The sequence below is a fragment of the Methylophaga muralis genome, from assembly GCF_001720165.1.
Lineage (GTDB): Bacteria > Pseudomonadota > Gammaproteobacteria > Nitrosococcales > Methylophagaceae > Methylophaga > Methylophaga muralis.
On the sequence record NZ_MCRI01000025.1, the window covers coordinates 1 to 12,394 of the forward strand.

Consider the following 12,394-nt stretch of genomic DNA (forward strand, 5'->3'; position numbering starts at 1 on the left):
TTCATAATCACAAAACGTTAAATAATATCGGTACATCCCAGTTACTCAGTGCTATCCACTTGATTGCAAAATAAAAAAAAACGTCCATTGTTAAAGATTTCTTTGCAAAGCTTAATGATAACTATTATCATTACCTCTGTTTTAACTAAGAGATCAGGCATTGTGCACAAACTCAATTTTCATAACTACCCACTAGGCAGTGCTCGACGATGAATGAAGTCGAAACTCCTTCTTTTTTGACGCTTTTACAAGAGTTATTGGATATTGGCGGTCCCGTCGTGTGGGTTTTGCTGGGCTTTTCGATCATTGCGGTCAGTATTGTATTAATCAAAATCTGGCAATTGATGTTGATAGCGCCTGAATCAACTGCTACTGCGAATAAAGCCATTGCGTTATGGAAACAAAATGAGCCTGAACAGGCTATTCGCGTGCTGAAAATCGCCAAACCATTAGATGAATTATTAGCGTTAACTATGGAAGGTTTGAGACAGACTGAGATCCCCAAAGAATTACTTAAAGAAGAGTTACAGCGGGTCGCCAGTTTACGAATCAATCAATTACGCAGTTATCTGCGTCCATTAGAAGTCATTGCCAGTTTAAGTCCGTTATTAGGTTTATTTGGTACAGTTCTCGGCATGATCCTGGCTTTTCAGCAGATGGAATTGGCAGGCAGTCAGGTCGACCCTGCAGTGCTTTCTGGAGGGATTTGGCAGGCCTTATTAACCACAGCCGTAGGGCTTGCGGTGGCAATACCTGCCGTACTAGCACATAACTGGCTGGAGCGGAAAACAGAGCGAGTGGCAGCCTTGATCAACGATGGAGTGACACAGGTTTTTACACATGCGCCTTTTATAAAACTATCAACAATAACACCAGCTGAAAGCTTAAAAAATGTTGCTTGAACACCCGCTGGTAGCAAAACGTCGCTTAATTAGCCTAACGCCTTTAATTGACGTGGTGTTTATCCTGTTATTGTTTTTTATGTTGTCATCCGGTTTTACCCAGTGGCGGCAGATGGATATTACGGCAGCTAGTGAGTCTTACAACACTGAGGAAATACGAACTCAATACTATTTACTGTTGCAAGCCGCTGGAGAATATGAATTTGATCAAAGACGTTACTCTGTTTCAAAACTCACTCCAATAAAACAAAAGCTTCAAGAAGATAAAGCTGGGGTGTTCGTTGTATCCGTTGCTGAAGGTGTGACAACACAGCAGATGATCGATTTTCTCGACCAATTAAAATCCATTGGTGTTGAAAAAGTCAGTTTGGCAGGGTTGGCGATATGATGTTGCTGCCAAAACCCGCAGCGCGAGCAAATCAGCTTGATGACAATATGATCCCGTTAATCAATATTGTTTTTTTGATGCTGATATTTTTTATGATTGCTGGCCAATTGACGGCAAGTGAACTTATCACCATCCAGCCACCAACATCACAACAACAGTCACCGATAGAGGAACACGATGCTGTTTTGCTGGTATCAGCCACAGCAGTGTTGGCTTTGGACGATGCTTTAGTTGAAGCCAACGCCTTAGCCGATAGTTTGCAGCGGAAAATAGCGGACAGTAAGGATCCCCAGACTTTCAAGCTGTTGGTTAAAACCGATGCAAATGTAATGGCAACCGAGTTAACTGATTTACTCAAACAGGTTCGTGCGGCAGGGATATTGAAGGTTTCACTGGCCACTCAAAGCCTGACAGATCGACATGATTAAATTTCGTTATTGGTTATTGGCTATTTTGAGCGCCATGTCGATTCATGTGTTTGCATTTGGCATGTATACGATCAAACACCCACATTCGCTTAAACCGGTTCCTCCGGTGGTTGAGGCGGGGATTACAATCGATATCAGTATGCTCGATGCCACCACCATGGAAAAACAACAGGCAGCTGCTGCCGTAGAGCCAATGACAAATATTGACGAGCAAACGACGATTACAGAAGTTCAGGAGCGCAATAATGATCCTGTTCAAATAGAGCAAAAGCCCACTAAAACCGAAACAAAAAAACCTTTACAGCAAACTGATATAAAAAAAGCGGTGAACACCGCGCCTGCTATCGATAAGCTTGAACCAAACCCAAAAACATCAGAAAACCTTGCTGCAACAACTGAACCGGCAGAACATGCGGCTGCAAATTCCGAAAAACAGTTGGAAAACACACAAATCGCTGAACAAGGCGAGGCTTCAGAGAGCAGTTCAATCTCAAGTCAGGCTGCTTCAGCTATACAACAGGCAGCCCAACAAACCTATTTCAGTTTACTGGCCAGAACATTGGCAGAGAAAAAACGTTATCCGGGAATTTCCCGACGCCGGGGTGAACAGGGCGTAGTACAGTTATTTTTTATTGTGACTCGTGATGGCAAAATCAGAGAATCAAGAATTGATGCCAGTTCTGGATTCCAAAGATTGGATCAGGCGGTGATGGAAATGTTGGAAAAGGCTCAACCATTACCGGCTTTCCCAGCAGAAATGTCGCAACAGCAGTTGGAAGTAAAAGTACCGATTGCATTTGAATTAAGCAGTTGACGATCAGCAAACTCAGGCACCATCATAGCGATTGGTTTTGTATACAGGAATCTAGCCGATGAATAATCTGGACTGGCATCAAATTCGTGCCGCAGTATGGCGGGCGCATACCCAAAAACTTAAAGCCATTACTCGGCTGGATTTGATTAAGCTGGATCAACTTATCGGCATTGAAGAACAAAAAAAGCAACTAGTTGAAAATACCCGTCGATTTGTTAATGGTGAAACCAGTAATCATGCTTTGTTATGGGGCTCAAGAGGTACCGGTAAATCCTCATTGATTAAAGCCTTATTAAACGAGTTTGCCGATCAAGGTTTACGCATGTTGCAAATTGATAAAGCGGAACTTGGTTGGTTACCGGAAATTCTGGATGATCTAGAAGATCGGCCTTTTCGCTTTGTCATTTTCTGCGATGACTTATCATTTGAACAAGGTGAAGAAGGTTTCAAACCGCTGAAAAGTTTGCTGGAAGGTGGTCTGGAATTACCGCCGGAACATGTCAGAATTTACGCTACCTCGAACCGTCGTCATCTTATGCCGGAACAACAATCAGAAAATCAGGCCAGTCGCGTGGTGGGAGGAGAGGTGCATTACAGTGACAGCCTGGAAGACAAACTGGCTTTATCGGATCGCTTTGGTTTATGGCTGTCGTTTTATCCACCCAGTTGGGATACATACCTCGCCATGGTGGATACCTTGTTTGAACATGTCACGGTTGATCCCGCTATATTGCATGAACAGGCCAAACAGTTTGCTATGCGTCGGGCCAGTCACAGTGGCCGCACCGCAGTTCAGTTTTATCGACAGTTTGTGAATAATATCTAAGCCCATCGTTACCACCTGGTAAGGCTGAAAAATAGTTTAGAACAATGGTGCCGAGGAAAGACCAATAATCCCTAGCTGGTTTGACGTGGTGTTACATCCAGAATCACATTATGACCAGTTTCATCAGCCAGATTCTGATAAAACCAACCCAGCTTCTCAGTCAACTGTGCGGTAAGTTGTAAGCCAAGCCCAAATCCTAATTCGCTGGGAATAACATCAATATCTGCATTAAACTGCCGATTGATAATACTGATTTGTGGGCCTTGCTGATGAATAATGACCTCACCCTCCCAGGTATGCTGAAATGCATTGCGAATCAGATTGCCTATGACGATTCTGGCTGCAACTGCACTGATTGAACATTCATAAGACTGGGTATTAATGATGAGATCTACCGTTTTATCGCGTAATAAATAACGCATTTCCTCGGTAATTTCTAACAGCAGTTTATCTATCTCCACCACCGATTCCGGAAGCTTCTCGTTATCTTCACGGCTCAACCAAAGCAAGGTTTCGGTGAGATGCTGCATGGTAATACTGGCTCGATCAATACGATCGGCAATATCTTTCTGCATTGGGTTCAAGCTGGAAGAGGTCTGCTGTAATACTTTATGTTGCAACTCAATATTATTGCGAATAACACTGATAGGCGTACGTAATTCATGACTGGTATACCGCAGAAATCGATGCTCCCGATCCAGGCTCCGCTGAACTGATGACAAGCTGTTCTGGATGAGTTTTGCCATTTGATTGAGTTCTGGATACAAAAAGTCAGGTGCTGGTTGTGACAGCGTTTCTGGCGTTAAAGATTGGGTCCATTCGTTCAGTCGAGCAACCGGCGTGGAAATGCTGCGCATTAATAACCAGGTAATTAGCATCAAAGTTAATGCGATCAATGCACTGACGCCGATTAATAAACGCATGCTTTCGGCCATATTACGGCCCATTAAACTGGAGACATTTTCACGAGAAAGTGTTCTGGTGATGTACACCGATTCGTTAGCTAAATCGACTTTCAAGGCAAAATAGACTTTGTCAGGGCGATTAAACCAGTCTGAATCATCTCGTTTGACTAATTCGCCGCTGCGCTGCGGGGGATTTGAAAATACCTGACGAATCTCTAATGGTTGTGATTCCCATCTTCCTGAAAGTTGACTGCCTCTAAAATCAACTAATTCGTTTTCGGCAAGAGATTTGTTATTGGCAATATAGGTGAGTGCAGCGTTTTCCATGCCACCCGTGACGATATTGTCCATACCCCTAATAAAAAAATGAGCGCTTAACAATGAATAGCCCAGCACAATGGTACCGCCAAACAATAAAAAGCTGACGGTCACCAGGCGTTTAAGACTTATTTTACGTTTCATTATCATCCCTGATAGCAATGCCAACGCCTGGAATGGTGTGAAGCAGCGAGGTTTCAAATCCCCCATCAATGGTTTTTCGTAAATGGTGCAGATGCACCTTTAAACTGTCACTGTCCGGTATTTCTTCGCCCCATACCGCAATCTCAAGTCGCTGACGGCTTACGACATTAGGGGATTCACGTAATAACAATTCCAGAATCCGCCAACCAGTAGGAGATAGGTGGAGATTGATATCCGCTCTGCTTAATTGACGTTGCTGAAGATTCATCTGCAAATCGCCACAGCGCAATAGCTGAGTTTGCCCACTGCGTCGGCGTGACAATGCATGGATCCGCATCACCAGCTCTTTTAACTCAAAAGGTTTCACCAGATAATCATCGGTACCAGCTGCAAAACCAGCCTGTTTGTCAGTCAGTTGATCGCGCGCTGTCAGCATTAATACCGAAATGTTCGAGCCTTCATTTCGCAGACGTTCACATACGGTCAAACCATCGATTCTTGGCAGATTTAAATCCAGCAGCAATACATCATAATGATTCTGCTGTAACAAATTCAGGCCCGCGGCACCATTACTCGCATGATCGCAACTGATGGCTTCCAATTGCAGATAATCCATCACGGTTTGTGCCAGATCCAGATCATCTTCAATAAGTAATACTGTAATCATCAGGCTGGTCCTTGTTCAGTTGCTGGCAATACGACTTTGCTGCCACGATGAAAATACTGCGCCACATCGTGTTGAATCATCAACAACAACGGTATCAATATTAAGGTAATGACCGTCGCAAACATGATGCCGTAAGCCAGTGATACTGCTGCAGGAATGAGGAACTGTGCTTGCCTGGAGGTTTCACCCAATAATGGCATCAGCCCGGCAAATGTCGTAAAGGAGGTCAGCAATACGGCCCGTAAACGATCCCTGGCAGACAATAATATGGCCTGTTTCACATCGGCGTACTCTTCTTTTAAATCATTAAATCGAGAGACCAGTAGCAGACTGTCATTCACCACCACACCACTTAATGCGATGATGCCGTTAAGCGACAAAATGCCCAAAGAAAGATCATTCATCCAATGACCCAACAAAGCGCCAACAATACCAAACGGTATCGCAGTCATTATTAATACTGGTTGGATATAGGATTTCAGTGGAATCGCCAGCAGAATATAAATGCCCAACATCGCTAATAAAAACAGATTTAACATCGATGATTGGGTTTCTTCCTGCTCAGCGGCTTCACCGGCAAAATAGACAGTCAGGCCCGGATATTTTCCTTCAAGTTGTGGCACAACATCACGCCTGAGCTGAGCGACAAACTCGGTGACGGAAAGCTGATCTTTATCGACATCTGCTGAGAGATAGATGGCGCGTTTAGCATCGATACGGGTAATGCTGTCTCGGGTAAAACCATAGCTGACATCGGCCACGCTGGATAATGGAATAACCGTGCCATCATCCAGACGGACTCTCGATTTCAATACGTCCGCCGGGTTTTGCCGATCTGCTTCTGGATAGCGAACCTTGACTTCGATTTCATCGCTATTACGTTGGTAACGTTGTACTACTTGGCCACCAAAGCCTTGCAGAATTTGCCTAGCCAGCTCATCAGTGCTGAGTCCCATAGCTCGGCCCTGTTGATTGAGTTTAAGTTGTAATTGAGGCTGACCGGGTTGCAAATTATCCTGTAAACCGATAATGCCCGGCATCGTTTCCAGTAATTTATACATTTCAGCACCGGCCAAAGTCAGCACATCATCATCATTGGAACGTAACTCTACCCGAAGCGCATCATCAGATTGACGACCACTTTGAATACGCATACTACGGACGGCTTCAGGCATGCCGACACGTTTTTCCCACTCACGACGAAATTCGATTAAATCATATGGTGAGTCGGCAGCTAATTCGACCGTTACACCGCCACTATGATCTGCCTGAGAGAGTAATTGTAAGTTGGCTATTCCACTCTTTCCTGAATCAGTATTTTCACGTAATGATTTATCTGTTTCATAGGCTGCTTGTTCCATCATTAACAAGGTTTCATGGGTGCGGCCAAAACTGACATCCTTATGCATCGACACATTTGCCCTGACGGTGTCTCCAGGAATAGCCGGGAAAAAGCTCATACGAATGCTGCCGTTAAATGGCATGGAAAATACGATGATAAACAACATCATAAATACCATCAGCAATCCATAACGAAACCGCAAAGCAAACTCAATGGCTGGCTGATAAATATATTCGGCAAACCACTGCAAACCACCATCTGCACCTTGTTGAACTTTACGCCAGCCTGTTGCGAGTATGTTTTGTGAAGGCTTTTTATGCGTGTTCAAATAAGCCAGATGGGCGGGCAAGATCAGTTTGGATTCAATCACTGACATGATTAACGCGATAGCCACCACCGCGGCAAATTGCGAATAAAGTTCGCCAAGTCGACCTTCAATCTGTGACAGCGCATAAAAGGCTATTACGGTAGTAAAAACACCAAATAAGGTCGGCACGGCTACTCGCATAGTGCCTTTTATGGTATTACGCAAGGTATCGCCTTCCTTGGATCGGACGCTGTATATACTTTCACCGACCACCACGGCATCATCGACAATAATGCCGAGAGCCATCAAAAAGCCGAAAGTGGTAAAGGAGTTGAGCGACAAACCTGCATAGGAATCGCCCATGAAAAACAAGGTGCCGAGAAACACAAAGGGCAGTCCCATTGCCACCCAGAAAGCAACGGTCAGGTTTAGAAAAACAGCCAGCAGGACAAATACCAGCACAATCCCTGTCAAAGCATTTTTAATCAATAAGTTCAGACGATCCATGATGCTGGTGCTGCGGTCATACCAGGTAGCAAGTTCCACTTGAGCAGGCAATTTATTGCTGTTTTGCCATTGCTCGACGATTTGATAAGCATCGGCAACCGAGTCGGCAATATCATCCAGCCCGGTGGTGACGACCTGCACACCAATACTGTCTTTGGCCTGAAACCGTGACAGCATGGAAGTATCATCATCAAAGCTGTCCAGAATATAGGCCACATCGCCCAATAAAATCTGCTGTCCGTTGTCGTCGGTTAACAGTGGGATCCTGGCAAAATCCTGTTTTAAATAGGCTTGTTCAGAAGCATTCAGTTGCAGATAAACATTTTCATTACGCAGTACAGCTGTTAACGGGGTAGATGAATTGCTATTAATCGCATTTTCGACATCGCTTAATGACAGTCCGTAAGATTGCAAACGACCATCGTCGATTTCGATCATCATCATTGGATCCAGCCAGCCGGAAATGGTGACCCGATTGATAGTGGATTTGGTTAACAGATCTGCTTTGAGTGTTTCAGCGAGCTGCTGCAAAGTATGACGATCAGTATCACCATACAGTTGTAACCAGATAGCATGTTCTTCCCGTTCGGCCTTTTTGATCACCGGATTTTTGGCTTCAGCAGGGAAGGTGGATATCGCATCCACTTGCGCTTTAACATCACGCATCAGCGTGTCGAGATCGTAACCGCGTTGCATTTCCACTGTGACGGTGACGCCGCTGCGAGTCGAGTCGCTGGTAATGGTTTTAATACCAATGATACCTTCCAGCTGCTCTTCAATTTTGATCGCCAGACCTTCTTCAGACAATTTTGCCGAGCCGCTGTCATAAGAAACAGAAATTGTCAGGCTGTCTGGTTCACTGCTGGGAAAAGCTTCTTTGCGTAAATCACCAACAGACATTAAGCCCATGATTATAACCAGTAGCATCAACAGGTTAGCCGCTACAGGATTGGTGGCAAACCAGCCAATAATGCCGCTGCGACCGATATTTTTACTCATAATCTACCGCCTCAATCGGGGCGACGGCCATGCCTTCAACGTAGCTACTGATGGGTTGCAATAAGATTTGTTGCGGGTCGTCGATTAAGGATGAAGGTGGTTCGATGTAGATAAAGTGCTCATCACTAAATACTGGCGAAGTAGCGAATTTGGCCAGATTACGCTCGGCTGTCACATGCCAGATCTCTCCACGTTGGCTTAAGCTGGTTAATGGTACTTGCCATAGATTATCCATTTGCCGACCACCCAGGCTGACCTCGACAAATATACCGGGGTAGATTGCCGGTTGTTGATCCAGCGGTTTATCTACCCCGACAATCAATGAACGTTGACGGGTAGTGCCATCAAGGTGTTGTTCAACGCGCAACACTTTCCCTTGCCAGCTGGCATCGCCTTCCACAGCATGTAAATCAACAGGCCATTCACCGGTTACCAAACTTTCGGCTTCAGGCAAACTCTGCCATTCACGATCCGACAGCGAGACTTTTACTTCAACCCAATCAGTGCTGTACAAAGAGGCTACTTGGGTTCCCGTCTGTAGATAACTGCCGGGGGACACATCGCGGGTTATGACCAATGCATCAAAAGGCGAGCGAATAATGCTCTGCTGTAAATCTTTTTCAGCACTGGCTAATAATGCTTCGGCATTAGTTACACTGGCTGCTGCACTGGCTAATTGGGGAACGCGTAATACCAAATCCGAATCCGGATCACCGTCAAGTCCAGAAGCAGCCCATTCCACCTGAGCCTGTAAACCCTGACGCTCTTCTTCCAGATAGACGAGTTTGGCTTCGGCAAGTTGCTGTTTGGCAGCTGCTACTGCGGCACGATAGTCACTGTTTTCCAGTCGCAGCATTTCGTCACCTTTTTTCAACCGGAAACCGGTTTCAAAGCGGGGAGATAATTGTTCGACTTGTCCGGCGACCTGCGCCGCCAGAGTGATATGGTAATGCGGCTGAGTGGCGCCATAAGCGCTGACTTGGGACTGATAGGTTCCCGGCATAACCGTTATCACCGAGACTTCAGGACGTATTTGCGGTACTTCTCGCACTGGTAGTGGACGGTTGGCATAGCGTTCAATCTGATTCTGAGTGAACATATAAATAGCGACAAAGGCCAGTAAAGCTCCTAGAAATACTAACCATTGAACTCTTTTAGTCATGCTCTAGCCTCCAGCCCCAGTGCCAATCCCAGTGAAATTCGATTTAACAGCCGTTGATAAATAAGGTCGTCCAGTTGTGAGCGTAGATCAAAGGTTTGCTGCTGCACGATCAACAGATCCAGTATGGTTCGCAAACCACTGCGATAATTTGCCTGATATTGACGTAGATTGTTTTCAGCACTGGCTAGCGCCGTTTCAATATGTTGCTGGCGTTTGATCAAAGCCTGTTCCTGGCTTAATGCCTGTTCGATTTCTGTTACCGCATTTAATAAGGTATCGCGATATTGTTGATAACTGAATGCTGTTTCCAGTTCGCGAATTTCGGCTTCAGCCCTTAGTTGCCCGCCTTGATATAGCGGTGCCGTTAATTGTCCTAATAAACTCCACACTGGGGCAGTAAATAAACTTGCCCGGGGAGAGCTGCCGATATCTTCTAATACTGCTTGCAGATTAAGGCTGGGTAACAAATCTTTATAAGCGACATCGGTTCGAGCACTGGCAGCTTCTATTGCAGCGTAGGCGGCTAACAGATCAGGACGGCGATTTAAGGTTTGTTCAGGTAAATCAATTGCTGGAATAACAACTTCGGGGTACTCAGTGGGCAGCGAAAATGCCGGGTTATTGACCTGGCCAACCAGAGTTTTCAGTTGAATAGTTTGTTGACGGTAATTTTCAGTTAACGCTTCAATATTGGCAGCAGAAGTGGCCACTGAGCTGCGAGCACTGTCTAAATCTTCCAATGTGCCTAAACCCTGGCGGTAGCGTTGCAGAATAAAGCTTTCAGTTTGCTGCAGGCTGTTCAGACGCTGCTGTTCAATATCAATCGCCCGTTGCTGTGCAATCAATGTTAACCAGACTCGCATAACTTCGGCGGCTAAAGTGTCCCGTGCTGACTGATACAAAAGGTTTTGTTCGGTGATATCAAGATTGGCAGCACGTTCATTGTCAGCCAGTTTGCCCCATAAATCGGCTTGCCAGCTGACACTGACATTTGCACCGAAACTGGCATCACTGTCACTGCTGTTGAGCGCGGATAGACCGGCACTGACAAAAGGGCGTTTCTCGCCAGAGACCTGGATTAATTGAGATTGGCGAATTTGCAGGGTCAATAATGTTTGTTGCAAGCCAGGATTGGATTGCATGGCGACTTGCAACAGTTCTTCGAACATATCGCTATCAACCAAATCATTCAGATAAGCGACCTCAGTCTGTTGCGGCAGATTCTGCCACTCCGTTACCTGTTGCTGTTCGGTGGAGATCAATGTGTCGTAATTCGGTTGTTCTGAAGTGATGCTGCATGCTGTCAATAAAAGCAATGGCAATAAAAACAGTTTTTTTAGATATCGTTCCGGGTTGATAACGTTCACCTGATATCGCGCTCCCTATGAAATGGGTGTCAATGTGAACGCCAATTTAATGGTCTGAGGGTTAATGCAAGGTTAACAGTCGTTCTTTTCTGTTGGATTAACTCGGCAACTGCGTAAAATCAGGGTTTTGATAACCAAGCCAGCGATGGCACATCCGCTCATCACGCTAATCATCGGCCAGAGGCTGCCATCTCCCAAAGAACTTACCAGTAATCCGCTGGCTGCACCGGATAAAAAGCCAAACGAACCCAGCACTGCGGTAGCGGTGGCACTACTACGCGGGAAAAACTCCACAGTACTGGCCACGGCATTTGACACAATCAGTGCCTGACAACCAATAAATATCATGATGCCGGCAACAATCAGACTCAAAGCTGGGGCGGGGATAATCAGGATATACAGCAACATTATTACGCCGATAATGACTTGCAGAATTTGCCCGAGTCTCAATAAACACGGCGGGTCGTAGAAATGTAACAGCCGGACATTAATACGGTTAACCACAATCATCATTAATACATTGACGCCGAATAACAGTGGATACACGGAAGCCGAGACACCAAAATACACCATATAAACAGAAGGTGAGGCGGTTATAAAACTGAACAAACCGCCATAGGTAAAACTTTGCGCCGCTAGATAGGCCAAAGCTTTACGATGCGTTAAAACTTCGATATAGCGGCGCAGTGCGGAGGTGGTCTGGGTAGGCTGAATGCGGGTTTCCGGCAATAGGCGATAGAGCAGCAGCCCGATTAATAATGCATAGACAAACAACACAATGAAAATGGAATGCCAGCCGGCAATATGCAGACAAATCATGCCAATAAGCGGAGCAAGTAGCGGCGCAATCATCATGATAATCGCCATATGTGATAAATAGCGTGCGCTATCTCGACCACTGCTGATATCGCGGATCACGGCTGAGGAATTGACGATCGCCATGCCGCCACCTATCGCCTGAATAATTCGCCACAGCCATAAGCCATGCAGAGTATGACTAAGCACGATGCCCATGCTGGCAATGCAAAATAAAGTCAGGCCGATAAAGATGATGCGTCTGCGGCCAAAGTGATCTGATAGTGGACCACCCGCCAACTGACCGACAGCAAAACCCGCCAGAAACAAACTGAGTGATAATTCAATCGCATGAATACTGACGGCAAATTCGGCTGCCATTTGTGGCATAGCGGGCAAATAGGCATCAATCGCAAGTGGTGCGATAGCTGTTAACCCGGCTAATAACAAAATAAGCTGTGCCACATTGTGGGTATTGATAGCGGGTTGTTTATCCATTTTTGCAGTCAATCAACTTCCTTTG

The 12,394-nt window shown here is 45.6% G+C and carries 11 protein-coding genes; 5 read left to right on the forward strand and 6 right to left on the reverse strand.

The annotated features are described in order from the left end of the window. The first annotated feature begins 209 nt into the window (after window positions 1–209). From A9E74_RS09970 to A9E74_RS09990, 5 genes are read left to right on the forward strand one after another with little or no spacing between them, the layout of a single operon-like run. Window positions 210–902 (forward strand): MotA/TolQ/ExbB proton channel family protein, encoded by a 693-nt coding sequence (locus tag A9E74_RS09970; protein ID WP_069296480.1) that lies wholly within the window; start codon window positions 210–212, stop codon window positions 900–902. Then, a complete protein-coding gene (locus tag A9E74_RS09975) occupies window positions 892–1,290 on the forward strand; it encodes an ExbD/TolR family protein (protein WP_069296481.1) in 399 nt (132 codons plus the stop codon). Before A9E74_RS09970 ends, A9E74_RS09975 begins: the two co-directional genes overlap by 11 nt. After that, window positions 1,287–1,718, forward strand: coding sequence for an ExbD/TolR family protein (locus A9E74_RS09980; protein WP_069296482.1), 432 nt, complete (start codon window positions 1,287–1,289; stop codon window positions 1,716–1,718). The genes A9E74_RS09975 and A9E74_RS09980 overlap by 4 nt, the downstream gene beginning before the upstream one ends. Next, on the forward strand, window positions 1,711–2,532 hold the full coding sequence (locus A9E74_RS09985) for an energy transducer TonB (RefSeq protein WP_069296483.1): 822 nt from the start codon (window positions 1,711–1,713) through the stop codon (window positions 2,530–2,532). Before A9E74_RS09980 ends, A9E74_RS09985 begins: the two co-directional genes overlap by 8 nt. Before the next feature lie 58 nt (window positions 2,533–2,590). Beyond that, the gene (locus A9E74_RS09990) at window positions 2,591–3,358 is read left to right on the forward strand and encodes an ATP-binding protein (RefSeq protein WP_069296484.1); all 768 of its coding nucleotides are present in this window, start codon (window positions 2,591–2,593) and stop codon (window positions 3,356–3,358) included. A gap of 71 nt (window positions 3,359–3,429) precedes the next feature. On the opposite strand, the gene A9E74_RS09995 is transcribed toward A9E74_RS09990, so the two are convergent. From A9E74_RS09995 to A9E74_RS10020, 6 genes are all read right to left on the reverse strand, one after another. Continuing rightward, on the reverse strand, window positions 3,430–4,725 hold the full coding sequence (locus tag A9E74_RS09995; RefSeq protein ID WP_069296485.1) for a sensor histidine kinase: 1,296 nt from the start codon (window positions 4,723–4,725) through the stop codon (window positions 3,430–3,432). Beyond that, complete coding sequence (locus A9E74_RS10000) at window positions 4,715–5,392, reverse strand: response regulator transcription factor (RefSeq protein WP_084003035.1); 678 nt, start codon at window positions 5,390–5,392, stop codon at window positions 4,715–4,717. Before A9E74_RS10000 ends, A9E74_RS09995 begins: the two co-directional genes overlap by 11 nt. Then, complete coding sequence (locus A9E74_RS10005) at window positions 5,392–8,547, reverse strand: efflux RND transporter permease subunit (RefSeq protein WP_069296487.1); 3,156 nt, start codon at window positions 8,545–8,547, stop codon at window positions 5,392–5,394. Before A9E74_RS10005 ends, A9E74_RS10000 begins: the two co-directional genes overlap by 1 nt. Beyond that, window positions 8,540–9,709, reverse strand: coding sequence for an efflux RND transporter periplasmic adaptor subunit (locus A9E74_RS10010; RefSeq protein ID WP_069296488.1), 1,170 nt, complete (start codon window positions 9,707–9,709; stop codon window positions 8,540–8,542). Before A9E74_RS10010 ends, A9E74_RS10005 begins: the two co-directional genes overlap by 8 nt. Next, the gene (locus tag A9E74_RS10015) at window positions 9,706–11,076 is read right to left on the reverse strand and encodes a TolC family protein (RefSeq protein WP_069296489.1); all 1,371 of its coding nucleotides are present in this window, start codon (window positions 11,074–11,076) and stop codon (window positions 9,706–9,708) included. The genes A9E74_RS10010 and A9E74_RS10015 overlap by 4 nt, the downstream gene beginning before the upstream one ends. Window positions 11,077–11,148: 72 nt before the next feature. Further along, entirely contained in the window at window positions 11,149–12,381 is a 1,233-nt protein-coding gene (locus tag A9E74_RS10020; RefSeq protein ID WP_245652137.1) for a multidrug effflux MFS transporter, read from the reverse strand. Between the last annotated feature and the right edge of the window lie 13 nt (window positions 12,382–12,394).

Coding starts and splice junctions, on each gene's coding strand:
- A9E74_RS09970 (WP_069296480.1), top strand. CDS start 210: ATGAATGAAGTCGAAACTCCTTCTTTTTTGACGCTTTTACAAGAGTTA.
- A9E74_RS09975 (WP_069296481.1), top strand. CDS start 892: ATGTTGCTTGAACACCCGCTGGTAGCAAAACGTCGCTTAATTAGCCTA.
- A9E74_RS09980 (WP_069296482.1), top strand. CDS start 1,287: ATGATGTTGCTGCCAAAACCCGCAGCGCGAGCAAATCAGCTTGATGAC.
- A9E74_RS09985 (WP_069296483.1), top strand. CDS start 1,711: ATGATTAAATTTCGTTATTGGTTATTGGCTATTTTGAGCGCCATGTCG.
- A9E74_RS09990 (WP_069296484.1), top strand. CDS start 2,591: ATGAATAATCTGGACTGGCATCAAATTCGTGCCGCAGTATGGCGGGCG.
- A9E74_RS09995 (WP_069296485.1), bottom strand. CDS start 4,725: ATGAAACGTAAAATAAGTCTTAAACGCCTGGTGACCGTCAGCTTTTTA.
- A9E74_RS10000 (WP_084003035.1), bottom strand. CDS start 5,392: ATGATTACAGTATTACTTATTGAAGATGATCTGGATCTGGCACAAACC.
- A9E74_RS10005 (WP_069296487.1), bottom strand. CDS start 8,547: ATGAGTAAAAATATCGGTCGCAGCGGCATTATTGGCTGGTTTGCCACC.
- A9E74_RS10010 (WP_069296488.1), bottom strand. CDS start 9,709: ATGACTAAAAGAGTTCAATGGTTAGTATTTCTAGGAGCTTTACTGGCC.